This window comes from Burkholderia sp. MSMB1072, from assembly GCF_001524725.1.
Lineage (GTDB): Bacteria > Pseudomonadota > Gammaproteobacteria > Burkholderiales > Burkholderiaceae > Burkholderia.
Genome location: NZ_LOYC01000030.1, coordinates 234314 through 258851, shown reverse-complemented (window position 1 = coordinate 258851; position 24538 = coordinate 234314). Strand labels below are relative to the sequence as shown.

Sequence of the window (24538 nt, the reverse complement as noted above, 5' to 3'; positions counted from 1 at the left end):
CCGCCATCGGAGGGAGCGATGGACAGGGTCTTTTTGCGTTTCTACGTGCACGAGCAGCACCGGCTGCACTGGAAGCCGCTGTGGGAATGGCTGCTGGAAGAGGCGAACCGGATGGGCGTCGCGGGCGGTTCCGCGTTTCGCGCGATGGCTGGTTTCGGCCAGCATCGCGTGCTGCACGAGGATCGCTTCTTCGAACTGCAGGGCTCGGTCGCGATCGAGGTCGAATTCATCGTCACCGAGGACGAAGCGCAACGGCTGCTCGAGCGGCTATCGCACGAGAAAGTGCGTGTGTGCTACGCGATGATGCCCGCGCGGTTCGGCGTGATCGACACGCTCGGCGCACCGCCGGCGCAGGGGCCGGCGGCGTAGGGCGTCGCGCCGGATCAGATGCCGAACATCGTCAGCGACACGGCCGCGCGCGTGACGATCATCAGCAGCACCTGCACGATCACGAACAGCAGGATCGGCGACAGGTCGATGCCGCCGAGGTTCGGGATCACGCGGCGCAGCGGGTTCAGGAACGGCGCGGTGAGCTGGTAGAGGATCGGCATCGCCGGCGAGTGCGGGTTGAGCCACGACAGCAGCGCCATCAGGATCGTCATCCAGATCACGAGATTGAGCGCCCACTTCACGACGGTGAGCAGCGCGACCACGACGAGCGTCGCGATCACGGCGGCCGGATCGAAGCCGGCCATCACGACCATCAGCACGACGTAGACGAGCGCGGTGAGCAGCGCGGCGACGACGCTGGCCCAGTCGATGCCGCGTACGCCCGCGATCACGCGGCGCAGCGGCAGCACGAGCCAGTTGGTCGCCTGCAGCACGGCTTGCGTGACGGGGTTGTACGGCGGCACGCGGACGGCCTGCATCCAGACGCGCAGGATCAGTGCGGCGCCGAATAGCGTGAAGACGGTATTGAGCAGAAAACGGGCGATCTCGCCGAACATCGTTGGCATCCTTTTTATACAGTCAGTAGCGTGCGGCCGCCAACGCCGGTTGGCGGCGCATCGGCCGACACCTTATCACGCCTCGTCTCGCGACGGGGAGGGGCGCGCGGCCGCGCGCGCGAGCGACGTTTCGACGGCTTCGGCCAGCGCCGGCAGCGAGACCGGCGGCGTCGCGCGCTTCGCCGCGAGCGCGATCGCGCGGCGCGTCAGCAGCGCGTACAGCGCCGCATGATCGCCGCCGCGCGCCTCGAGCAGCGCGAGCTGACGCTCGACGATGCCCGTGTCGCCGCGCGACACCGGCCCGGACAGCGCATTCGCGAGCCCCTTGTCGCGGGCGGTCTCGATCGTGCCGGCGAGCATCGGCAACAGCGCGCGTAGCGCGGCGTCCTCGTCGAAACCGAGGCCGCGCCACAGCTCGACCGCTTCCGACAGCCCACACAGCGCGAAGCTCGCCGCGTAGTGGGCGGCCGCGTGATACAGCATCCGGCCGCCGGCCGGAATCGACAGCGGATGGCAGCCGAGTGCGGCGGCAAGTCGCAGCAGCGTCGCGTGCAGCGCACCGTCCGCTTCGATCGTGACCGAGCAGCCGTCGATGCGCGCGAGGTCGGCATCGGTGCCGCCGAACAGATAAAGAGGATGGAAGCCGCCGGTGGCCACGCCTTGCTGCTTCGCCGGGTCGAGCAGCGCGACCGCCGATGCGCCGCTGCAATGGACGACCGCCTGGCGGGCGGCGCGCGAGGCGTCGAAGCGCAACGCCGCGGCGCTCGACGCGAGATGATCGTCGGGCGTCGTCACGAAGATCAGGTCGGTGGCGTCGGCCACCTGCTGCGGGGTATCGACCGCGCGGCAGCCGTCGATGCGCGCGGCAAGGCCGGCGGCCGATGCGGGTGTGCGGCTCGCGATCGCGACGACGGGAAAGCCGGCCTGCGCGAAACGCTGCGCGACACAGCGCGCGAGGCGGCCGGCGCCGATGAAGCCGAGGCGGGGTGTGTCGGGAAGCGGCATGGCAGCGGATGTAAGCGAAAACGAAGCAGCCGCCAGTATCGCAGGAATGACGGCGATGTCGCGGAAGGCAGCATGCGAGGCGGCCGCACGTATGAATTACCGATGCGCGGCGCGATCGATGCGTGGTTGGGCATCCGGTATCGTGGCGGGATCACGACTCGGAATCCGTCCCCGAAACTCCATGCGGCTGCGTCCCGCTTGAAATGTCGGCATGTTGTCTCGAATTTGTAATCGTTCATTACGTACGCGCGCCAGCTGCGCGCGCCGGATCCGGTAAGACTGACCGATCGTCGTGTCGCGCCCCGACTCCTCGGATGGAATCGCGCGACCCGCAAGGGTTGGCGTCCGTGCGAGGCCCCGCGCCGGACGACGGCTCCGGCCGCGGACAATTGCAATTTGCAACAAATGCACGATACGCGCGGGGCGGGTTTTCGCTACATTGCTTGCATGCGACGTGCATGCCCGCCGTTGCCGACAGGAGCGCCTAAAATACCGCTCCAGCAGGAGAATCGAAGTGAAAAAGCTCATTCCGTTCATCGCCGCCGCCGCGCTGGGCCTGGGTGCCGCAAGCGCCGCGCAGGCTCACGTGTCGATCGGGGTCGGCATCGGTATCCCGGTCGCACCCGCATATCCCGTCTATGCACCGCCGCCGCCCGTCTACTACGCGCCGCCGCCTCCGCCCGTGTACTACGCGCCGGCACCGGCCTACTATGCGCCGCCGCCCGCTGTGGTCGTCGGCGGCTACTACGGTCGCCCGTACTGGCGCCACGGCTACGGCGGCTGGGGCCATCACGGCTACTGGCGTCGCTGATTCGTCCCGCGCGGCCTGACCGCGCGCGGCAAAACGGCGCAACGTCCCGCGAGGGGCGCTGCGCCGTTTTTCATTGGGGCCGCCATTTCGGCGCGCGGCTCGGCAGGGCGGTCGCGATTACGTCGCGTGCACGATCAGGTCGCGGTAGCCGCCGACGATCACGCTGTACGAGAAATACGCGAAGAGCAGCGCCGACGCGACATGGCACGCACGCATCAGCCCGGCGCCTGCACGCTTGCGGCCTTGGCTCGCGAGCGTGCACATGAAGAGCGTCCACGCGAGACCGCCGAGGAAAAAGCCCGACAGGAACACCGACGCGGTGGCCGGGGTGGTCGCGCCGGCTTTCGCGATCAGCGCGCCGCCGACCGCCGCGAACCACAGGATCGCGCTCGGCGACGACATCGCGAGCAGCATCCCGCGCGCGAAACTGCGCCGCGCGCTCGCCCGCGGCGGCGGTTCATCGTCCGCGTCGTCGTCGGCTGCCTTGACGGGCGCCAGCGCTTCGCGCGCCATCTTCCACGTGAGGAACAGCAGCACTGCGCCGCCGCCGATCCACACGATCCAGCGCACGGGTTCGAACTGCAGCAGCACGGCCATCCCCGCGAGCGCGAGCGCCGCGTAAACGAGATCGCCGACGCACGAGCCGACGCCGAGCCAGAAGCCCGGCCGGAAGCCGTGCGACAGCGTCAGCGACAGCATCGCCACGTTGACGAGGCCGATGTCGAGACACAACGATAGCGACAGAAAGAATCCGTCGGACAGCATGGAGGCAGGCGGAAAGTTCATCTTCGGGGTGCGTGCGGCGATTGCGATGCGCGGGCCGGCGGGTGCCGGCCGCGTGGCGTCAGAGGCCGATCTCCTGCCACAGCCGGTCGACGCGCGCCTTCACGGCCGCGTCCATCTCGATCGGGCGGCCCCATTCGCGATTCGTTTCGCCCGGCCACTTGTTGGTCGCGTCGAGCCCCATCTTCGAGCCGAGGCCGGCCACCGGCGATGCGAAGTCGAGATAGTCGATCGGCGTGCTGTCGACCATCACCGTGTCGCGCACGGGGTCGACGCGCGTCGTGATCGCCCAGATCACTTCCTTCCAGTCGCGGATGTTCACGTCCTCGTCGACGACCACGATGAACTTCGTATACATGAACTGCCGCAGGAAGCTCCACACGCCGAACATCACGCGCTTTGCGTGGCCCGCGTAGCTCTTCTTCATCTGGACGATGGCCATCCGGTAACTGCAGCCTTCGGGCGGCAGGTAGAAGTCGGTGATTTCCGTGAACTGCTTCTGCAGCAGCGGCACGAACACCTCGTTGAGCGCGACGCCGAGCACGGCGGGCTCGTCGGGCGGCTTGCCCGTGTAGGTCGAATGGTAGATCGCGTCGCGGCGCATCGTGATGCGCTCGACGGTGAACACCGGAAACCACTCCTGCTCGTTGTAGTAGCCGGTATGGTCGCCGTACGGCCCTTCGAGCGCGTGTTCGTACGCGGCCGCGGCGTTGCCCGCCGGTCGCGGCGGCGCGCCGGCCGGCGCAGGGGCGGGGGCGCCTTCCTGCGGATGAATGAAGCCTTCCAGCACGATTTCCGCGCGCGCGGGCACCTGCAGCGTGTCGACGCCGGGCGTCAGGCACTTCGCGAGTTCCGTGCGGCTGCCGCGCAGCAGGCCGGCGAACTGATACTCGGACAGCGAATCGGGTACGGGCGTCACCGCACCGAGTGTCGTGGCCGGATCGGCGCCGAGCACGACCGCGACCGGATAGGGCTTGCCCGGGTTCCGCAGCGCGAACTCGCGGAAGTCGAGCGCGCCGCCGCGATGCGCGAGCCAGCGCATGATCAGCTTGTTGCGGCCGATCAATTGCTGACGGTAGATGCCGAGGTTCTGGCGCGGCTTGTTCGGCCCGCGCGTGACCGTCAGGCCCCACGTGACGAGCGGCCCCGCATCGCCGGGCCAGCAGGTCTGGATCGGCAGCTTGTTCAGGTCGACGTCGGCGCCTTCCCAAACGATTTCCTGGCACGGCGGCGACGACACCGACTTCGGCGCCATGTCCCACACCGCCTTCGCGAGCGACAGCAGCTTGCCGGCGTCCTTCAGGCTCTTCGGCGGATCGGGTTCCTTCAGCGCGGACAGCAGGCGCCCGAGATCGCGCAGCGAACCGAGCGCGGCATCGTCGCCCGCATCGACGCCCATCCCGAGCGCGACGCGGCGCGGCGTGCCGAACAGGTTGCCGAGCACCGGGAACGCATGGCCGGGCGGCGCGTTGAACAGCAGCGCCGGGCCGCCGGCGCGCAACACGCGGTCGCACAGCTCGGTCATTTCGAGCACGGGCGACACGGGCTGGGTGACGCGCCGCAGTTCGCCGAGCGCCTCGAGGCGCTGAATGAAATCGCGTAAGTCTTTGTATTTCATGAAGAAGGTCCGGGCTGCCCGCAGGGCGGGCAGCGGTGGGCGGGGGCAGCGGCCGGCTGCGACCCCGAATCGACCGACGATTTTACCCGGGTCGCCGCGCGGCCGCCCGGCGCAGAAAAAAGTCGATCGAGCGCAAACCCCTTACGGCACGGGGATTGCGTTCTGAAGAGTGGTTTTAAATTACTTTTTGTTATGATTTGAAGGTTTTATAGTGTTGACGATCTATAAAACCCTGCTAGAATCCGCTCACATTGGTTGCAGGGTAAAAGGCTTCGAGCCGCCAATCACCGATCTTTGACGCAGCGCGTCACCGTCCGCCGAATCCTGCACGGCGTTTTCGACGGCCTTTGTCGTAGTCCCAGCCAGCGCCACCAGACGCTGGTTTTTTGCGTGGGTGCCACCGCGTATGCCCGCCTCGCCCAGTGTGCGAAGGCGCCGGCCTTCTTACACCGTGGCCTCGAACGGTACTTATACCGTTTCCCCGATGCTTGCGCGTCCCAACCAAGGCGTGCGGCGTCGTGATTCCGCGGCGCGTTTTCCGTCTCGCCATCGAGCTGAGCGAGCCGCACGAGTCATGTTCATGGGAGATGATCTGAATGAACGCTTGGTTATCGTGGCGTCCCACCGAGCAGCATGCGCAAATCGTGCGCAACTTGCTGCGTCGCGGGACGCGTGTCAGTCACCATCTATTCAGCGTTGTCGGCTGTTTCGCTGTCGCGGTCGCGCTTGCACTGTGGTTGCTGCCAACCGTGCGCGGCACGCTCGCCGCGAAGCTGATGCCGGTCGTGTCCGCGGCCGTGCAGGCCGGTCCGGCGCGCCTGCTGTCCGGCCATCCGCTGCCGAACTTCGCGCCTGCCGGCGCACAGCCGCAGCAGGAAGAGAGTCCGGAAACGGATGCGCTTGCGGTCGGCCTCGACGTCGCACCGGAAGCCGGCGCTCAGGGCGCCCCGGGCGATGCGTCCGATCCGGCCCGTAACGGCCCGTCGCCCGTCGCGCTTGCGAAACTGATCCCGATTCAGCGCGTGGCGGCCGATGCCCGCGACGATCGCGCGCTCGCGTCGAACCGCGAACAGGCGCTCGTCGCCACCTATCTGTCGCGCCGTTACCGCGTCGCCCAGGAGCCGCTCGGCCAGCTCGTCAAGGCGGCGTTCCAGACCGGTCGTGACGTCGGCCTCGATCCGCTGCTGCTGCTGTCCGTGATGGCGATCGAATCGGGCTTCAACCCGTACGCCGAAAGCGGCGTCGGCGCGAAGGGGCTGATGCAGGTCATGTCGAAGGTGCATTCCGACAAGTTCGAGTATTTCGGCGGCACCGACACCGCGCTGCAGCCGCTCGCGAACCTGCAGGTCGGCGCACTGGTACTGAAGGACTGTATCGCGCGCGGCGGTTCGCTCGCGAACGGCCTGCGCCTGTACAACGGCTCGACGAATCCCGACGACAACGGCTATGGCTCGAAGGTGATGGCCGAACGCAGCCGCCTGCGCGACGTCGCGCGTGGCCGCAGCGTGCCGATCAACGCGCCGCAGGCGCCCGCGCAACCCGCGAAGCCGATCGTCACTGCCGCTGCCGTGACGGCCGCGGCAGGCGGCGCGAAGCGCGTGCATGCGACGCTCGACGGCACGACCTCGATCAAGGCGGCGCCGAAGGAAGCCGCCCCGCAGGACGACGCGAGCGTCGATACCGCGAAGCAGTCGCACGGCGATCATTCGGAGCTCGGCGCGTAACGGTCGCGTTTCGGCGGCTCCGGCCGGCACGACATGAAAAAAGCACCCGACTCGGGTGCTTTTTCTTTTTGCGATGCGTGAAGCGGCGGTACGCCCCGGCCGCGGCGTCAGTGCTGGCCGAACAGCGCCGCGAGCCGGCCGACGGCCTCTTCGAGCCGAGAGTAGGCCGTCGCATAGGACAGGCGGATATAGTCGCGCGGCGCATGGACACCGAAGTCCATGCCCGGCACCAGCACCACGCCTGCGTCGTGCAGCATCGCCTGCGTGAGTGCGGCACTGTCGCCGGCCGCCGGGTGGGCGACGCTGCCGCAATGTGCATACACGTAGAACGCGCCGTCCGGCATCACCGGCACCGTGAAGCCGAGCCGTTCGAGCGCCGGTGCGATGAAATCGCGGCGGCGCTTGAATTCGAGCCGGCGTGTTTCGTAGATGTCGAGCGTCGCGGGTTCGAAGCAGGCGAGCGCCGCGTGTTGCGCGAGCGCGGAGGGGCAGATGAACAGGTTCTGCGAGAGCTTCTCGAACGAGCCGACGAGCGCGGGCGGCACGACGAGCCAGCCGAGCCGCCAGCCCGTCATGCTGAAATACTTCGAGAAGCTGTTCACGGTGATGACGTCGTCGCCGAACGACAGCGCCGATACGGGCGCGGCGTCGTAGCTGAGCCCCTGGTAGATCTCGTCGACGATCGTGAAGCCGTGGCGTGCGCGCACCGCTTCGACGATCCGCTTCAGTTCGTCCGGTTCGAGCGACGTGCCGGTCGGGTTCGACGGCGACGCGAGCAGCACGCCGCGCGTGCGCGCGTTCCAGTGCGTGCGGACGTCGTTTTCGGTGAGCTGGAAGCGTGCGTCCGGGCCGCTCGGCACGAGCACCGGGCGACCTTCGGCCGCCGCGACGAAGTGCCGGTTGCACGGATACGACGGGTCGGGCATCAGTACTTCGTCGTCGCGGCCGACCAGCGCGAGGCACGCGAGCAGCAGCGCGGCCGATGCGCCGGCCGTCACGACGATCCGCTCGGGCGCGATCGCGAGGCCGTACGCGCGCGCATAGTGCGCGGCGATCGCCTCGCGCAGCGGCGCGATGCCGAGCGCGCTCGTGTACTGCGTGACGCCGCGGCGCAGCGCGGCCGCGGCAGCCTCGACGACCGGCTCCGGCGCGGTGAAATCCGGCTCGCCGATGCCCATGTGGATAACGTCGCGCCCCAAGGACTCGAGCCGCTGTGCCTCCTTCATCAGTTCCATCACGTGGAAGGGCTGGATCGCGTCGACGCGTGCGGCGAGCGTGACGAGCGAATCGGCGGTGGTATTCATCGGCGGGCGGGACGGAGGGGAAAAGAATGAAAAACGGGCGCTTGCGCGCCCGTGGACCAACCAACGGTATCAGCCGTTGCGACGCGCCTGCGTTTCGGCGGGGCGCAGCTTCGCGGCCAGCTTGTCGAGCACGCCGTTCACGTACTTGTAGCCGTCGGAGCCGCCGAACGTCTTCGCGAGTTCGACGGCTTCATTGATGATCACGCGATACGGCGTTTCGACGTGGTGCGTGAGCTCGAACGTCGCGATCAACAGCACCGCGCGTTCGACCGGCGAGAGCTGATCGATCGGACGGTCCAGCGACGGCGCCAGCGCTTCGACGAGCGTCGCATGTTCGCGGATCACGCCGTGCAGGATCGCTTCGAGCAGTTCCTTGTCAGCCTTGTCGTAACCGAGCGCGCCGCGCAGTTGCGCGTCGATCTCGCCGGAGGGCGCGTTCGACAGCAGCCACTGGTACAGGCCCTGCGTCGCCAGCTCGCGCGATTGTCGGCGGGCGCTCTTCTTCATGCGCGCTCCTCTTCGTCGTCTTCGTCTTCCTCTTCGTCCTCGTCGTCGCCGAGCTGGTCGAGCGCCATCGTCAGGTTGGCCATCTCGACGGCGACGCGTGCGGCGTCACGACCCTTTTCGGTCATGCGCGCGACGGCCTGCTCGTCGTTTTCGGTCGTCAGGACCGCATTCGCGATCGGCAGGTTGAAGTCGAGGCCGATGCGGGTGATGCCCGCGCCGCTCTCGTTCGACACGAGTTCGAAATGGTAGGTCTCGCCGCGGATCACCGCGCCGAGCGCGATCAGTGCGTCGAACTGGCCGCTTTCGGCGAGCTTCTGCAGCGCGAGCGGGATTTCCAGCGCGCCGGGCACCGACACGAGCAGCACGTCTTCACCGGTGACGCCGAGGCGCTCCAGTTCTTCGACGCATGCGTCGGCGAGGCCGTTGCACACGGGTTCGTTGAAGCGCGATTGCACGATGCCGATACGCAGGCCGTCGCCTTCGAGATTCGGTTGGTATTGTCCGATTTCCATGATCTGGTCCGTGGTGTGGATGAACGGTTATAGGGCGAAAGCGCCGTGGCGGGTTACGCGTGGGACGCCGGGCAGGACTTGGCCTCGCCGCCGGGCATCGGAATGAAGCCCGTGACTTCGAGGCCGTAGCCGGACATGCTGCCCAGCTTGCGCGGATTCGACAGCACCTGCATCTTGCCGACGCCGACATCGCGCAGGATCTGCGCGCCGATGCCGAACGTCTTGAAATCGACCGGCCGGCGCTTGAGCGCAGCGGCCTTTTCTTCCTCGTCGAACGCCTTGAAGACGTCGATCAGGTGTTCCTTCGTATCGCCGCAGTTGAGCAGCACGATCACGCCGAGGTCGCGTTCCGCGATCTCGCGCATCGCCGCGTCGAGCGTCCACGAGTGGGTCGAGATGCCCGTCTCGAGCAGGTCGAGCACGGACAGCGGCTCGTGCACGCGCACCGGCGTATCGACGTCGGGCGACGGCATGCCGCGCACCAGCGCGATGTGCGGCGAGCCGCTCGGCTGGTCGCGGTACAGCACCGCGCGGAACGTGCCGTGCGCGGTCTGCATCGTGCGCTCGGCGATCCGCTCGATGATCGATTCGGTGCGGCTGCGGTACTGGATCAGGTCGGCGATCGTGCCGATCTTCAGGTTGTGTTCCTTCGCGAATTCGATCAGGTCCGGCAGGCGCGCCATCGTGCCGTCGTCCTTGATGATCTCGCAGATCACCGCGGCCGGTGTGAGGCCCGCGAGCGCGGTGAAGTCGCAGCCGGCCTCGGTGTGGCCCGCGCGGACGAGCACGCCGCCCGGTTGCGCCATGATCGGGAACACGTGGCCCGGCTGCACGATATGCTCGGGGCGCACGTCGTGCGCGACCGCCGTGGCGATCGTGTGCGCGCGGTCGGCGGCCGAGATGCCGGTCGTCACGCCTTCGGCCGCTTCGATGCTGACCGTGAACGCGGTGCCGTACTGCGTGCCGTTGCGATAGGTCATCAGCGGCAGGTGCAGCTGCTTGCAGCGTTCCTGCGTCAACGTCAGACAAATCAGGCCGCGGCCGTACCTGGCCATGAAGTTGATCGCTTCCGGCGTGACGAATTCGGCGGCGATCACGAGGTCGCCCTCGTTTTCGCGGTCTTCTTCGTCGACCAGGATCACCATCCGGCCGGCTTTCAGCTCGGCGATGATGTCGAGCGTGGAGGCGAGCGTCATAAGGGGGCGAGAAAGAGGAAAGTGCGTATTTTACGCCAGCCGGGCGGCGTTTCGGCTGGCGCAGGCCGGGCGGGGCCGGCTTGCGCTCCGGAAAGCGCTGCGGCCGGCCTGCGCGCGGGTGCGGACGGCTGCGGGCCGGGCGTTGCGCGACCGCGCGTCACGCGTGCTCGTTGCGCCCGCCGAGGTAGTCCAGCTTGCCGAGTTCGACGCCACTATGGCGCAGGATGTCGTACGCGGTCGTCACGTGGAAGAAGAAGTTGGGGAGCACGAAATTCAGCAGGTACGACTGGCCGGTGAATTCGATCGGCCCGACGCGCATTTTCAGCACGACCTGGCGCGTCTCGCTGCCGTCGATCTGTGCGGCGTCGAAGCTTTCGAGGTAGTCGATCGTCTTCTGGATGCGCGCATGCAGCTCGTCGAAGGTCTGCTCGACGTCCGGGTAGCTCGGGATGTCGACGCCGGCGAGCCGCGCAGCGCAGCCCTTGGCCGTGTCGGTCGCGATGTAGACCTGGCGGACGAGCGGCAGCATGTCCGGATAGAGGCGTGCGCCGACGAACACCGACGGATCGATCTGCTTTTCGGCCGCATGGGCCTGCGCCTTGCCGAGGATGTGCTGCAGGTTGGTGAGGCCGCGGATCAGGACGGGCAGCGAAGCCTGGTACATCGAGATGGACATGGGGACGACTCCTGTGGGAAGAGAGGCGCCGCGGTGCGCGGCACGTCGTGCGTTGCGGCGTTGAAACCGCTGTCGACGCATCTTAGCGCGACGGCATGACCCGTGCGCGTCGTTGGCCGTTTGGCCAGGTGTCGGCTGGCCAAACGGCCAACGACCGAACGCGATCCGATGGCGGCGTATCGGATGGCCGGCGACGGCGCGGCCCGGCACGAAGTAGGGTGGGAGCAAAGCGCGGCGAAGCCCGCTCGGCCCACGCACACGATCGGGCGGGCGGCCGGCGAGCGGTTGAGCGAGGAGGAGGCGGCGACGCCTGAACCATGCCGGGCGAACCGCCAGCCGTCATTTCCCGCACCGGACGGCGCCGGCCGATCAGTCCTGATGCACGCCCTGCGACGACGACAGCATCCGCTCCACGTACCGCGCGATCATGTCGACTTCGAGATTGACCTTGTCGCCGGCCTTCACGTGACGCAGCGTCGTGACTTCGACCGTATGCGGAATCAGGTTGATCGAGAATTCGCAGCCGTCCGCGCGATCGTCGACCGTATTGACGGTCAGGCTCACGCCGTTCACCGTGATCGAGCCCTTGTACGCGAGATAGCGGCCGAGTTCGCGCGGCGCGACGATCCGCAGTTCGTGCGACTCGCCGACCGGCGCGAAGCGCGACACGGTACCGAGGCCGTCCACGTGGCCCGACACGATATGCCCGCCGAGGCGATCGTGCGCGCGCAGCGCCTTCTCGAGATTCACTTCGCCGGGCTGCGCGAGGCCGACCGTCCGGTTCAGGCTTTCGCGCGACACGTCGACGTCGAAGGCGGTGTCGGTCTTTTCGATCACCGTCATGCACGCGCCCTGGATCGCGATGCTGTCGCCGAGTGCGACATCGGCCAGGTCGAGCCCGCCGGCCTGCACGGTCAGGCGTACGCCGGCGTCGGCCGACGTGCCGAGCGGGGCGATCGATTCGATGCGGCCGACAGCCGCGACAATTCCGGTAAACATCGTGACGATTCCGTTCAGTGAGCGGCGTCGGGCGGCGCGAGCCGCGCGAGGATCCGCAAGTCGTCGCCGATCCGCTCGATACCGTGGAACGACAGCCGGGTGCGCGCATCGAGGCTCGCCGGCGCGGCGAGATCGAACATGCCGGCCGCGTCGGCGCCCAGCAGGCTCGGCGCCAGATACACCAGCAATTCGTCGACGCACCGTTCGCGCAGCAGCGAACCGTTCAGCTTGTGGCCGGCCTCGACGTGCAGCTCGTTGACGCCGCGCGCGCCGAGCGCCGCCAGCATCGCGGGCAGGTCGACCTTGCCGTGCGCATTCGCGAGCGGCACGACTTCCGCGCCGCGCGACTTCAGCACGTTTGCGCGGATTTCGCCGGCGGCGTCGAGCCGGCCGCAGAAGATCAGCAGCGGCGCGCCTTCGAGCAGCCGCGCGTCGAGCGGCAGGTCGAGGCGGCTGTCCACGAGGATGCGTTGCGGTTGACGCGGCGTGTCGATGCCGCGCACGGTCAGCAGCGGATTGTCCTCGCGCACGGTGCCGATGCCGGTGAGGATCGCGCACGCGCGTGCGCGCCACGCGTGCCCGTCGAGGCGCGCGGCCTCGCCGGTGATCCACTGGCTTTCGCCGGACGGCAGCGCGGTGCGGCCGTCGAGCGACGCGGCGGTCTTCATCCGTACCCACGGGCGGCCGTGCGTCATCCGCGACACGAAGCCGATGTTCATCTCGCCGGCCTCGTGCGCGAGCAGCCCGCAGCGCACGTCGATGCCCGCGTCGCGCAGCATCCCGAGGCCGCGGCCCGACACTTGCGGGTTCGGGTCTTCCATCGCCGCGACGACCTTCGCGACGCGCGCGTCGATCAGCGCGTTCGCACACGGCGGCGTGCGGCCGAAATGACTGCATGGTTCGAGCGTCACGTACACGGTCGAACCCGCGACGTCGTGGCCGCGCGAACGCGCGTCCTTCAGCGCCTGCACTTCCGCGTGATCCTGGCCGGCCGGCTGCGTGAAGCCTTCGCCGATCACGTCGCCGTGCTTGACGATCACGCAGCCGACGCGCGGATTCGGCGCGGTCGTGTACATGCCGTGCGCGGCGAGCGCGAGCGCGCGCTGCATGTGGGCGAAATCGGTATCCGAGAACATGCGCGCGGCCCCGGGTCAGGCGGCGAGTGCCGCGAACGCGCGGCGCGCGGCCGCGAGCGTCGCGTCGATCACTGCGTCGTCGTGCGTGCTCGACACGAAGCCGGCCTCGTAGGCCGACGGCGCGAAGTACACGCCTTCGTCGAGCATCAGGTGGAAGAAGCGGTTGAAGCGCGCGATGTCGCTCTTCGTCACTTCCGCGAAGCTGCCCGGCACGCGCTCGGCGAAGTACAGGCCGAACATCGCGCCGATCGAGTCGGCCGCGAACGGCACGCCGGCCGCGCGGGCTTCGGCCGCGAGGCCGTCGGCGAGCCGCTTCGTCTGCGCGGTGAGCGCGTCGTAGAAGCCCGGCGCCTGGATCAGCTGCAGCGTCTTCAGGCCCGCGGCGACCGCGATCGGGTTGCCCGACAGCGTGCCGGCCTGGTAGACGCCGCCGAGCGGCGCGAGGTGGGCCATGATGTCGCGGCGGCCGCCGAACGCGGCGGCCGGCATCCCGCCGCCGATCACCTTGCCGAGGCAGGTGAGGTCGGCCGCGATCCCGTAGTACGCCTGCGCGCCGCCGAGCGCGACGCGGAACCCGCACATCACCTCGTCGAAGATCAGCACGGCGCCGTGCTTCGTGCACAGCGCGCGCAGCGCGTTCAGGAATTCGGGCGTGCCGCGCACGAGATTCATGTTGCCGGCCACCGGCTCGACGATCACCGCGGCGATGTCGTCGCCGAACGCGCCGAACGCTTCCTCGAGCGCGGCGACGTTGTTGTATTCGAGGACGGTCGTGTGCTTCGCGATGTCGGCGGGCACGCCTGCCGACGTCGGATTGCCGAACGTCAGCAGGCCCGAGCCGGCCTTGACCAGCAGGCTGTCCGCGTGGCCGTGGTAGCAGCCCTCGAACTTGACGATGCGGCTGCGGCCCGTGAAGCCGCGCGCGAGACGCAGCGCGCTCATCGTGGCTTCGGTGCCGCTCGACACCATCCGCACCTGCTCGATCGACGGCACGAGCTTGCAGATTTCCTCGGCGATCTCGATCTCGGCTTCGGTCGGCGCGCCGAACGAGAAGCCGTCGGCGAGCACGTTCTGCACGGCCGACAGCACTTCCGGATGGACGTGGCCGACGATCATCGGGCCCCACGAACCGATGTAGTCGATGTACTGCTTGCCGTCGGCATCCCAGAAATACGGGCCCTGCGCGCGCGCGACGAAGCGCGGCGTGCCGCCGACCGAACGGAACGCGCGCACCGGCGAGTTGACGCCGCCCGGAATGGTCTTCTGGGCGCGTTCGAAGAGGATCTGATTGTTGGACATGAGCGAAACCTGCGAGAGAACGGCGCGGGGGCCTGTGCACGGGCCGCGGCGCCTGGGCGGAACGATCGTCCGATTGTACCGGAGACACGCGAGGCAGGCCCGCCGCCGGTCCGCGGCCTTTCGGCGCGCAGGGAATTGCCGGGCCGGCAATGCGGGCCAGATTCGACCCGGTTTTCGGTTATCGCGGCGGCTTGCGCTTGCCGGTCAGCTCGGCCCAGCGCTTTTCGAGCGGACCTTCGACCATCGGCTTGATCGACGTGCCGGAAGTCTGCGCATCCCAGGTCTGCACCGAATACGGATGGACGCGCAGCGCGTCGCGCGGAATCACGACGTCCTGGTGCGCGTCGACCAGCCAGTCGTACACGAAGTCGATGCACAGCCGGTAGCCGCGCCTGGTCGATGGATCGGGCACCTCGTACGGTGCGCGTATCACGTAGCCGGAGCCGAACACGCCCTTGGGCTCCTTCGCGACGCGGTGCAGGAACACGCGGTCGCCCGGCAGGATGCCGCGCGCGAAGCCGCAGCCCCACACGTCATGCACGGCCTCGCCGGCCTTCACGCGTGCGGCGACGTCGGGCAGTTCGGGCCACGGCCATTTCTTGGGGCTCCAGATCAGCAGGAAAGCAGTCATCGGTTCGGTCGTACGTCGAATGGATCGGACAAGCGCGCGGCGGGAAGCCGCAAGCTTAATCGAATCCGCCCGCGTGTTCGTGGGTGCACGCGACGCGCGTGGGCGGCTCTCCGGCCGCCGCACGCGGTCCGAGGCACGCAAAAAAGTTGCGCGTACAATCATGGGCCTGAACGCGCCGCTTGCGGTGCGGCTTCCCGTCTTCACCGTCGCGCGCGCCCCGATGCACGCGGACTCCCATTCCGGATACCCATGTCCCACGTCGTCCGGCGCCGGCCCGATGCCCGGCTGATCCTGTTGCTCGGCGCGCTCGCGGCCTGCGGGCCGATCGCCACCGACATGTACCTGCCGAGCCTGCCGTCGATCGCCGCCGGCTTCTCCGTCAGCCCCGGCGCTGCGCAGCGCACGCTGACCAGCTTCATGGCCGGCTTCTCGATCGGGATGCTGCTGTACGGCCCGCTGTCCGACACGTGGGGCCGCCGGCCCGTGCTGCTCGGCGGGATCGCGCTGTTCACGCTCGCGAGCGTCGGCTGCTTCGTGTCGGGCTCGATCGACATGCTGATCGTCGTACGCTTCCTGCAGGCGCTCGGCGCCGGCGCCGCGTCGGTGCTCGCGCGTGCGATCGCACGCGACGCGCACGAGCCGAGCGACGCGGCGAAGGTGCTGTCGATGGTCGCGATCGTCACCGCGGTCGGGCCGCTGCTCGCGCCGCTGATCGGCGGCCAGATCCTGCGTTTCTCCGGCTGGCGCGGCGTGTTCGTCGTGCTGGCCGCGTTCGGCGCGATCTGCGCGACGACCGCGTATCTGCGGGTGCCCGAAACGTGGCCGAAGGAGCGGCGCAAGAGCGCGGCCGTGCTCGCGTCGTTCGCATCGTACGGGCGCATCCTGTCCGACCCCGTCGCATGGGGGCACATGCTGTGCGGCGGGATGGCGTTCGCGTCGATGTTCTCGTACATCACCGCGACGCCGTTCGTGTACATCGAGTATTTCCACGTGTCGCCGCAGCACTACGGGCTGCTGTTCGGCCTGAACGTCGTCGGGATCATGATCGGCAACTTCGCGAACACGCGCCTCGTCGGCCGCATCGGTTCGCTGCGCATCATCGCGGCCGCGTCGCTCGTGAGCTGCATCGCGTCGCTCGCGGTCGCGCTCGTCGCGCTGACGGGGTGGGGCGGGCTGTGGTCGATCGTCGTGTGTCTGTTCTTCGTCGTCGGCGTGGTCGGGATCCTGTCCGCGAACTGCACGACCGACCTCATGCACCGCTATCCGCACAACGCGGGCGCGTCGGCGGCCGTGTTCGGCGCGATGCAGCTCGCGCTCGGCGCGCTGGCGAGCGTCGCGATCGGCGCGCTCGCGGACGGCACGCCGTTCGCGATGGGCGTGACGATCGGCGTGTCGGGCCTGCTGTGTTTCGCCGGGCGCTGCCTCGTGCTGCGCTGGCACGGCCGACCGGTGAAAGCGGGCGCCTGAGCTGCCCCGCCAGCCGGGCCGCGCAATGAAAAACGCCACCGCGCGCGATGCGCCGGTGGCGTTTTTCGTCGGGACGCGGGCAGCGGCGGCTGCCGTGCCGCGCGTCAGTCCCGCGCGACGTCCTTCGCCGCTGGCGACGCGCCGTGGCTCAGCCAGTCGAGCACGTCGGCCGTTTCGTCGTCGGTGGCGCGCGCCTTCGCCTGCGCGACGGCCTCGGGCAGTTCGCCGTTGGTCGACGCGCGACGGATCGCGACACCGACCGCGAGGATGTCGATCATCAGCAGATGCAGGATCCGCGAGATCATCGACAGCTGCGATTCGCGCATCTCGATGTGGTCGGTCTCGAGCGCGACGGTCGCGCGCTTCGCGAGCGGCGTGTTGCTCGACGTGATCGCGATCACCTTCGCGCCGGCCTGCATCGCGACGTCGAGCACGCGCAGCAGCTCCGGCGCGCGTCCCGACTTCGACACCGCGACGATCACGTCGCCCTTGCCGAGCAGCGCGGCCGACGCGGCCTGCATGTACAGGTCGCCGTACGCGATCGTCGGAATCCCGAAGCGGAAGAACTTGTAGTGCGCGTCCTGCGCGACGATGTTCGAATTGCCGAGCCCGTAGAACTCGATACGCCGCGCGCCGTTCAGGATCTCGATCGCGTTTTCGACGTGCTCGAAATTCAGGTGCTCGCGCAGTTGCAGGATCGCGGACACCGTGTTGTCGAGCACCTTCGCGCCGAAATCGGTGGCCGTGTCGCCGAGATGCACCTGGCTGTGGCTCATCGGAATCGTACCGGTGAGGCCGGTCGCGAGCTTCAGCTTGAAGTCCGACAGACCCTGGCAGCCGAGCGAGCGGCAGAAGCGGATCACCGTCGGCTGGCTCACGTCGGCCTTGCGCGCGATGTCCACGATCGGGTCGTTGATGATCGAGCGCGGATGGTTCAGCGCGAGATCGGCGACGCGTCGCTCGGCCGGCGTCAGCGCGTCGCGCATCTGGCGGATCCGCTCGAACACGGCAGACGACGCGCCGCCCGAACGATTCGACAACTGCTCCGCGAGAATCGCCGACACGCCGAGGAACGCCGGGTATTCGGCGGTGATCAGGTAGGTCGGGATGTTCGCGAGATAGTGCGCGAAGCGGCCCTTCGCCTCGAAGCGCGCACGGAACGACGAGCGCGTGAACAGCTCGCCGAGCTTCAGTGCGACACCGCCGCCGATATAGACGCCGCCGAGCGCGCCGAGCGTCAGCGCGACGCTGCCGGCGAACGAGCCGAGAATCCCGCAGAAGCATTCGACCGTCTCGAGCGCGAGCGCGTCGCCCGCATGCGCGCGCTCGACGATCTCCACCGTATCGACGGACGCGGCGACGCGCTTCTTGTCGCGCGCGGCGAGCGCCCGGTAGATGATCTCCATGCCGGGGCCCGCGCACACGCGTTCGAACGATACGTGCGGAAATTTCTTGCGCGCGTATTGCAGCACCAGATCCTCGCGCTCGTCCTGCGGCGCGAACGACGCATGACCGCCTTCGCTGCCGAGCGCGATCCAGCGGTCGTCCGCCGGAATCAGGCCCGACACGCCGAGCCCGGTGCCGGGCCCGAGCAGCCCGATCACGCTGTTCTGGCGGCGCGTGCCGCCGCCGATCTGTACGCGCTGCGCATCGGTCAGGCCGGGCAGCGCCATCGCGAGCGCGGTGAAGTCGTTGACGACCAGCAGCGTGTCGAAGCCGAGCGCGCGGCGCGTCGCCTCGATCGAGAAGCGCCAGTCGTGATTGGTCATCGTGACCTGATCGCCGTCGACGGGGTTCGCGATCGCGATTGCCGCGTGGTTCACGCGGCTGATCTTCACATCCTTCAGATACTTGCGGATCGCGTCGGTGATCGTCGGATAGTCGGCGCCGGGATACACGCGGATTTGCGTGATCTCGCCCGGGCCGGTTTCCAGCGCGAAACGCGCGTTGGTGCCGCCGACGTCCGCGAGCAGGCGCGGGCCGTCGGCATGCTGACCCGCGACGACCGCCTTACTTTGCGCACCAGTAGACATCGAGCTGGGTCCCCTTGTCGTTGGCCAGTTGGGAAATCGCGTTCTTCTGCAGCGACGCGGCCGCGGCGTCGAGCACGTCGCGCTTGCGGGCACCCGCGATCAGCAGGAACAGCCGCTCGACGCGCTTGAGCGCATCGAGCGAATAGCTCACGCGTGCATGGGGCGCCGCGCCCGGATGCACGGCGACGAAACGCTCGGGCGTCGTGATCGCGTGGTCCCATTCGGGCGCGTCGGCGAAGATCGACGCGGTGTGGCCGTCTTCGCCCATGCCGAGCACCGCGACGGTCGGCACGCGGTAATCGGCGTTCGCGTTGAGCGCGGCGACCTGCGCGTCGAGCGTGGTGCGCGTGTCGACGAGCGGCAGGAAGCGGGCAGGGGCCGCCGCGTGCTGCAGCAGCGTGTCGCGCACGAGTTGCGCGTTGCTCGCCGCGTCGTCGTCCGGCACCCAGCGGTCGTCGACCAGCGTGACGTCGACGCCGGCCCAGTCGAGCGCCGCATGCGACAGCGTGTGCAGGAACGGGCGCGGGCTGGTGCCGCCGGACACCGCGAGCGTCGGGCGCGCGGGGCCGGCGAGCGCCGCGCGCAGCGCGTCGCCGACGGCGCGCGCGAGCGCTTCGCTTTGCGCTTCCTGGGTGTCGAAAGCGTGGATCTCGATCACATCTCCTCCGGACTGCTTTGTCTGTTCAAATCGTACGAATCGTGAAGCGTGTTGCCGCGTACGGTGGCGTACGCGGCAACGGGTTGCATCAGTTTTCTTCTTCGAGCCAGCAGGTGTCGTGCTGCGCGAGCATCGCGCTCGACGCGGCCGGCCCCCACGTGCCCGCCGCGTACGGCTTCGGCGGCTTCAGCGTGCGCGCCCATTCGTTCAGGATCGGCTCGACCCACTGCCATGCGGCTTCCTGTTCGTCGCGACGCACGAAGAGGGCGAGCCGGCCGTTGATCACGTCGAGCAGCAGGCGCTGGTACGCCTCCATCTGCCCTTCCTTGAAGAACTGGTCGAATGCGAGGTCGAGGTGCACGCTCGCGAGATTCATCCCTTCGCCCGGCTGCTTCGCGAGGCAGTACAGGCGGATCGTCTCGTTCGGCTGCAGCCGGATCACGAGACGGTTCGCACCGGGGCGCAGCGCGGAGGCCCCGAGCGCCGAGTGCGGCACCGGGCGGAAGTTGACGACGATCTCCGCGACGCGGTCGGCCAGACGCTTGCCGGTGCGCAGGAAGAACGGCACGCCGGCCCAGCGCCAGTTCTCGATCTCGACCTTCAGCGCGACGAAGGTTTCGGTCTGGCTGTCGGGCTTCACGCCCGGCTCGGTCGCGTAGGCCGGCACCTGCACGCCCTTGATCACGCCCGCATGATACTGGCCGCGCACCGCGACCTTGCCGATGTCGCGCGGATCGACCGGCTTCAGCGCACGCAGCACGCGCAGCTTCTCGTCGCGCACCGAGTCGGAATCCATCGAATGCGGCGGCTCCATCGCGACGATCGACAGCAACTGCAACAGGTGGTTCTGCACCATGTCGCGCAGCGCGCCCGTATTGTCGTAGAAATCGCCGCGCGCTTCGACGCCGAGCTCCTCGGCGATCGTGATCTGGATGCTCTCGACCCATTCGCGGCGCCACAGCGGCTCGAACAGCGCGTTGCCGAAGCGCAGCGCGAGCAGGTTCTGTACCGGCTCCTTGCCGAGGTAGTGGTCGATCCGGTAGATCTGGCCTTCCGCGAAGATCTCGCCGACCGCGTCGTTGATCGCGTTCGACGACTTCAGGTCGTAGCCGAGCGGCTTCTCGAGCACGATGCGCGAGCCTTCGTTCAGGCCGACCGACGCGAGCGCCTTGCAGATCGGCACGAACAGCGACGGGCCCGTCGCGAGGTAGAACACGCGGATGCCGGGCAGATGCGCGATCGCGTCGCGCAGCACGACGTAGTCCTCCGCGCGGCCGAGATCGAGGTTCACGTATTCGATGCGCTCGAGGAACGACTTCCAGGCGCTTTCGTCGAACGCGTTGCCGGCTGCCTTCGCCGCATGCGGTTTCACGTGCGTGTCGACCCACTCGAGATAGTGGGCCCGGTCCGATTCGTGTCGCGCGACGGCGATGATCCGGCCGCCTTCCGCGAGCATGTTGCCGCGGTGCGCTTCGAACAGCGCGGGCAGGATCTTGCGCATCGACAAATCGCCGGTGCCGCCGAAAAGTACGAAGGTAAAGCTGGAATCGGTATGCATGTGTCTCCGCCGTGTTGGGGTGCTGGGAAGCGATCCGTAGTGCGATAAAAATATTTTTGACACTGAATTGTAGTTTAACTACAATCCGCCGCAAGGGGTAGCACCTGGGTGAAGAAAAAAAGAAGTGCGGTCGATGAGCTGCGCGAGCTTCGCTTCCGGGAACGCCTTGTGCCGAATGTTATCGGACATTGACGAAGCGCATCGTCCGCGCGCCGTCGAGCCCCGGGCTCGTGCCGCATCGCGGCGGGCCAGAAACACAAAGAGGAGACACGCCGTTGAATCTCGATTCACGCTTTCTGTAAGAGCCCGGCCGGTCATCGGCCCGTACGCTGCATGCGTCCCGCGGCTCGATTTCCCCGTCGTTATCAAGAAGCCGGTTCCCGGTCAGGGAACTTCACGAGTTGATTCAGTCTGGAGGAGATAAGTAATGAAAGTTCGCTCGATCATGGGCGCGCTCTGCGCCGCAGGCCTGATGGCTGGCGCCGTGGCGGCGCAGGCAGCCGAAAACGTAACCGTGCTGCACTGGTGGACCTCGGGCGGCGAGTCGAAGGCCGTCGGCGTGCTGAAGGACGACGTGCAGAAGCAGGGCTACGTGTGGAAGGACTTCGCGGTCGCGGGCGGCGCCGGTGCCGCGGCGATGACCGCGCTGAAGACCAAGGTGATCAGCGGCGACGCGCCGTCGGCCGCGCAGATCAAGGGCCCGTTGATCCAGGACTGGGCCGACCAGGGCGTGCTCGTCAACATCGACTCGGCCGCCGGCGACTGGAAGCAGAACCTGCCGCCGGAAATCGACAAGATCATCAAGTACAAGGGCCACACCGTCGCCGCGCCGTTCTCGGTGCACCGCGTCAACTGGCTCTACATCAACAAGGCCGCGCTCGACAAGGTCGGCGCGAAGGTGCCGACCACCTGGCCCGAATTCTTCGCGGTGGCCGACAAGCTGAAGGCCGCGGGCATCCAGCCGATTGCGATGGGCGGCCAGCCGTGGCAGGACCTGACGCTGTGGGAAGACGTCGTGCTGTCGCAGGGCCCGGCGTTCTACAAGAAGGCGCTGGTCGATCTCGACCAGGCGACGCTGACGTCGCCGCAGATGCTGTCGGTGTTCGACACGGTGCGCAAGATCCAGGGCTACTTCGACACCGGCCGTAACGGCCGCGACTGGAACCTCGCGACCGCGATGGTCATCAACGGCAAGGCCGGCATGCAGTTCATGGGCGACTGGGCGAAGGGCGAGTTCGAGAACGCCGGCAAGAAGTCGGGCAAGGACTATATCTGCGCGCCGGTGCCGGGCACGGCGAACGCATACACGTTCAACGTCGATTCGTTCGTGTTCTTCCAGCAGAAGGGCGAGAAGAACGCGACGCCGGGCCAGCTCGCGCTCGCGAAGACGATCATGACGCCGGACTTCCAGGAGCAGTTCAGCCTGCTGAAGGGCTCGGTGCCGGTGCGTCTCGGCGTGAAGATGGACAAGTTCGACGACTGCGCGAAGAAGTCGTATGCCGACGAGCAGACCGCGATCAAGTCGGGCGGTTTCGTACCGTCGCTCGCGCACGGCATGGCGCAAGGCGATGCGACCGCCGGCGCGATCACGGACGTCGTGACGAAGTTCATGAACTCGCAGCAGGATTCGAAGAGCGCGGTCGCCGCGCTCGCGAAGGCCGCGAAGGTCAAGTAACGCGCGCCAGGCGCCCGGCCGGAAACGCTTCGTCGGCCGGGCGTTTTTGCATGTGCAGCAAACGGGCTCGCCCGCGGGCTCGTGCCGTACCCGGCGCCGGCCCGGCCTGCGCCGCCCTCGTTCCAGGAGTCGAATCAAGTGGCTGCCCCTCTTAGCGGAAACGGATCCGGCGCTGCCGCCGCACGGCGTACGTCGCCGATGTCGGCCTTCGCCGATCGCTGGATCCCGAAGCTCGTGCTCGCGCCGAGCGTCGCGATCGCCGTGGTGTTCATCTACGGCTTCATCCTGATTACCGGCTATCTGTCGCTGACCAATTCGCGGCTGTTGCCCAACTACGAATTCGACGGCTTCGGCCGTTACACGGACCTGTTCCAGAACGACGTGTGGTGGACTTCCGCCGCGAACCTCGGCTGGTTCGGGATTCCGTTCATCGCGATCTGCGTCGCGCTCGGGCTGTTCCTCGCGATCCTGCTCGATCAGCGGATCCGCAACGAAGGCGCGCTGCGCGCGATCTTCCTGTACCCGATGGCGCTGTCGTTCATCGTCACCGGCACCGCGTGGCAGTGGATCCTGAACCCGGGGCTCGGCCTCGAGAAGGTGATGCACGACTGGGGCTGGACGAGCTTCTCGTTCGGCTGGCTCGACGATCCGGACAAGGCGATCTTCTGCGTGGTGATCGCGGCCGTGTGGCAGTCGACCGGCTTCGTGATGGCGCTGTTCCTCGCGGGGCTGCGCGGCGTCGACGGCGAGATCTTCAAGGCCGCGCAGGTCGACGGCGCGACGCTGCCGACCATCTACCGCAAGATCGTGATCCCGAGCATGCGGCCGGTGTTCTTCTCGGTGCTGCTGATCCTCTGCCACATCACGATCAAGACCTTCGACCTCGTCGTCGCGCTGACGGCAGGCGGCCCGGGCACGTCGTCGTCGCTGCCGGCCATGTTCATGTACACGTTTTCGTTCAATCGCGGCCAGCTGGGCTTGGGCGCAGCGTCCTCGGTGATGATGCTCGCGACCGTGGTCGCGGTGCTGGTGCCGCTGATGTATATGGAATCGAGGAGCACCCGCAATGCAGCCTAAGATGACGATCAGCCGGGCGGTGATCTATGCGGCACTGATCCTGTTCGCGCTGTATTTCCTGTTCCCGATCTACGTGATGCTGTCGACGTCGTTCAAGGACCTCGACCAGCTGCGCACCGGCAACCTGCTGACGCCGCCCACCACGTGGACCGTCGACCCATGGGTGAAGGCATGGAGCGGCGCCTGCACCGGCGTGCGCTGCGACGGGATGAAGCCGTTCTTCCTGAACTCGCTGCAGATGGTGATTCCGGCCGTGCTGATCTCGTCGCTGATCGGCGCGTTCAACGGCTACGTGCTCACCCACTGGCGCTTTCGCGGCGCGGACGCGCTGTTCACGATGATGCTGGTCGGCTGCTTCATCCCGTTCCAGGTGATCCTGCTGCCGATGGCGCGCCTGCAGGGGATGCTCGGCCTCGCCAACACGATTCCGGGCCTCGTGTTCGTGCACGTCGTGTACGGGATCGCGTTCACGACGATGTTCTTCCGCAACTTCTACGTGAGCGTGCCGGCCGAACTCGTGAAGGCCGCGCGCATCGACGGCGCGGGCTTCTTCACGATTTTCACGAAGATCCTGCTGCCGGTGTCGCTGCCGATCTTCATGGTGTGCCTGATCTGGCAATTCACGCAGATCTGGAACGACTTCCTGTTCGGGATCGTGTTCTCCGGCGTCGATTCGATGCCGATCACGGTGGCGCTGAACAACCTCGTCAACACGTCGACGGGCGTGAAGGAATACAACGTCGACATGGCCGGCGCGATCATCGCCGCGCTGCCGACGCTGCTCGTCTACATCGTCGCCGGCCGCTACTTCGTGCGCGGGCTGACGGCGGGCGCGGTGAAGGGGTAAGCGCGGCTTTATCCGATACGACGAACCGGCCGCGCAGGACGCGCGGCGCATCGAAACGAACCCGACGCGGCGCCG

The 24538-nt window shown here is 67.8% G+C and carries 23 protein-coding genes; 7 read left to right on the top strand and 16 right to left on the bottom strand.

The window, feature by feature from the left end:
• The first annotated feature begins 18 nt into the window (after window positions 1–18).
• Window positions 19–369, top strand: a complete 351-nt coding sequence (locus WS89_RS14560) for a DUF190 domain-containing protein (RefSeq protein WP_059499891.1) — start codon at window positions 19–21, stop codon at window positions 367–369.
• Window positions 370–383: 14 nt separating this feature from the next.
• Here WS89_RS14560 and WS89_RS14555 read toward each other — a convergent pair whose 3' ends face one another.
• A complete protein-coding gene (locus WS89_RS14555; protein ID WP_034206634.1) occupies window positions 384–947 on the bottom strand; it encodes a YggT family protein in 564 nt (187 codons plus the stop codon).
• A gap of 75 nt (window positions 948–1022) precedes the next feature.
• Window positions 1023–1952 carry a Rossmann-like and DUF2520 domain-containing protein gene (locus WS89_RS14550; protein ID WP_059791610.1) on the bottom strand — a complete coding sequence of 310 codons (930 nt, stop codon included), beginning with the start codon at window positions 1950–1952 and terminating at the stop codon, window positions 1023–1025.
• A 514-nt stretch (window positions 1953–2466) separates the two neighbouring features.
• Here WS89_RS14550 and WS89_RS14545 point away from each other — a divergent pair.
• Complete coding sequence (locus tag WS89_RS14545) at window positions 2467–2763, top strand: hypothetical protein (protein ID WP_006488565.1); 297 nt, start codon at window positions 2467–2469, stop codon at window positions 2761–2763.
• A 117-nt stretch (window positions 2764–2880) separates the two neighbouring features.
• Here WS89_RS14545 and WS89_RS14540 read toward each other — a convergent pair whose 3' ends face one another.
• On the bottom strand, window positions 2881–3549 hold the full coding sequence (locus WS89_RS14540; protein WP_059499894.1) for a LysE family translocator: 669 nt from the start codon (window positions 3547–3549) through the stop codon (window positions 2881–2883).
• A gap of 58 nt (window positions 3550–3607) precedes the next feature.
• Window positions 3608–5164: a UbiD family decarboxylase gene (locus WS89_RS14535; protein WP_059791608.1), complete on the bottom strand. Its 1557-nt coding sequence runs from the start codon at window positions 5162–5164 to the stop codon at window positions 3608–3610.
• 596 nt (window positions 5165–5760) lie between these two features.
• Between WS89_RS14535 and WS89_RS14530 the strand changes: the two genes are divergently transcribed.
• Window positions 5761–6888: a lytic transglycosylase domain-containing protein gene (locus WS89_RS14530; protein ID WP_059499896.1), complete on the top strand. Its 1128-nt coding sequence runs from the start codon at window positions 5761–5763 to the stop codon at window positions 6886–6888.
• A gap of 107 nt (window positions 6889–6995) precedes the next feature.
• Here the strand turns inward: WS89_RS14530 and WS89_RS14525 are convergent, their stop codons facing one another.
• The 9 genes from WS89_RS14525 to WS89_RS14485 all read right to left on the bottom strand — a co-directional run bounded on the left by WS89_RS14525 (window position 6996) and on the right by WS89_RS14485 (window position 15148).
• Window positions 6996–8192: a pyridoxal phosphate-dependent aminotransferase gene (locus WS89_RS14525; RefSeq protein WP_059791606.1), complete on the bottom strand. Its 1197-nt coding sequence runs from the start codon at window positions 8190–8192 to the stop codon at window positions 6996–6998.
• Between the two features lie 69 nt (window positions 8193–8261).
• Window positions 8262–8699, bottom strand: coding sequence for a transcription antitermination factor NusB (nusB, locus tag WS89_RS14520; protein ID WP_006476662.1), 438 nt, complete (start codon window positions 8697–8699; stop codon window positions 8262–8264).
• Complete coding sequence (ribH, locus tag WS89_RS14515) at window positions 8696–9211, bottom strand: 6,7-dimethyl-8-ribityllumazine synthase (protein WP_006476661.1); 516 nt, start codon at window positions 9209–9211, stop codon at window positions 8696–8698. Before ribH ends, nusB begins: the two co-directional genes overlap by 4 nt.
• Window positions 9212–9264: 53 nt before the next feature.
• Entirely contained in the window at window positions 9265–10407 is a 1143-nt protein-coding gene (gene ribBA / locus WS89_RS14510) for a bifunctional 3,4-dihydroxy-2-butanone-4-phosphate synthase/GTP cyclohydrolase II (RefSeq protein ID WP_059499898.1), read from the bottom strand.
• A 157-nt stretch (window positions 10408–10564) separates the two neighbouring features.
• Window positions 10565–11083 (bottom strand): DUF1993 domain-containing protein, encoded by a 519-nt coding sequence (locus WS89_RS14505; RefSeq protein WP_059499899.1) that lies wholly within the window; start codon window positions 11081–11083, stop codon window positions 10565–10567.
• A gap of 369 nt (window positions 11084–11452) precedes the next feature.
• Complete coding sequence (locus WS89_RS14500; protein WP_059499900.1) at window positions 11453–12082, bottom strand: riboflavin synthase; 630 nt, start codon at window positions 12080–12082, stop codon at window positions 11453–11455.
• 14 nt (window positions 12083–12096) lie between these two features.
• Window positions 12097–13218 (bottom strand): bifunctional diaminohydroxyphosphoribosylaminopyrimidine deaminase/5-amino-6-(5-phosphoribosylamino)uracil reductase RibD, encoded by a 1122-nt coding sequence (gene ribD, locus WS89_RS14495; RefSeq protein ID WP_059791604.1) that lies wholly within the window; start codon window positions 13216–13218, stop codon window positions 12097–12099.
• 15 nt (window positions 13219–13233) lie between these two features.
• Entirely contained in the window at window positions 13234–14517 is a 1284-nt protein-coding gene (gene hemL, locus WS89_RS14490) for a glutamate-1-semialdehyde 2,1-aminomutase (protein WP_059791602.1), read from the bottom strand.
• 178 nt (window positions 14518–14695) lie between these two features.
• Window positions 14696–15148, bottom strand: coding sequence for a hypothetical protein (locus WS89_RS14485; protein ID WP_059791596.1), 453 nt, complete (start codon window positions 15146–15148; stop codon window positions 14696–14698).
• Window positions 15149–15397: 249 nt separating this feature from the next.
• Here WS89_RS14485 and WS89_RS14480 point away from each other — a divergent pair, with 249 nt between their 5' ends.
• Complete coding sequence (locus WS89_RS14480) at window positions 15398–16615, top strand: Bcr/CflA family multidrug efflux MFS transporter (RefSeq protein WP_059499904.1); 1218 nt, start codon at window positions 15398–15400, stop codon at window positions 16613–16615.
• 104 nt (window positions 16616–16719) lie between these two features.
• Here WS89_RS14480 and WS89_RS14475 read toward each other — a convergent pair whose 3' ends face one another.
• The 3 genes from WS89_RS14475 to zwf form a co-directional block, all read right to left on the bottom strand.
• Complete coding sequence (locus tag WS89_RS14475) at window positions 16720–18648, bottom strand: bifunctional transcriptional regulator/glucokinase (protein ID WP_059499905.1); 1929 nt, start codon at window positions 18646–18648, stop codon at window positions 16720–16722.
• Entirely contained in the window at window positions 18626–19306 is a 681-nt protein-coding gene (gene pgl, locus WS89_RS14470; RefSeq protein ID WP_059791594.1) for a 6-phosphogluconolactonase, read from the bottom strand. Before pgl ends, WS89_RS14475 begins: the two co-directional genes overlap by 23 nt.
• Before the next feature lie 88 nt (window positions 19307–19394).
• The gene (zwf, locus tag WS89_RS14465) at window positions 19395–20864 is read right to left on the bottom strand and encodes a glucose-6-phosphate dehydrogenase (RefSeq protein WP_059499907.1); all 1470 of its coding nucleotides are present in this window, start codon (window positions 20862–20864) and stop codon (window positions 19395–19397) included.
• A gap of 427 nt (window positions 20865–21291) precedes the next feature.
• On the opposite strand from zwf, the gene WS89_RS14460 reads away from it, so the two are divergent.
• The 3 genes from WS89_RS14460 (at window position 21292) to WS89_RS14450 (ending at window position 24463) form a co-directional block, all read left to right on the top strand.
• Complete coding sequence (locus WS89_RS14460) at window positions 21292–22539, top strand: ABC transporter substrate-binding protein (protein WP_059499908.1); 1248 nt, start codon at window positions 21292–21294, stop codon at window positions 22537–22539.
• A 138-nt stretch (window positions 22540–22677) separates the two neighbouring features.
• Window positions 22678–23616 (top strand): carbohydrate ABC transporter permease, encoded by a 939-nt coding sequence (locus tag WS89_RS14455; RefSeq protein WP_059499909.1) that lies wholly within the window; start codon window positions 22678–22680, stop codon window positions 23614–23616.
• A complete protein-coding gene (locus WS89_RS14450) occupies window positions 23606–24463 on the top strand; it encodes a carbohydrate ABC transporter permease (RefSeq protein ID WP_011544828.1) in 858 nt (285 codons plus the stop codon). Before WS89_RS14455 ends, WS89_RS14450 begins: the two co-directional genes overlap by 11 nt.
• Window positions 24464–24538: the final 75 nt, after the last annotated feature.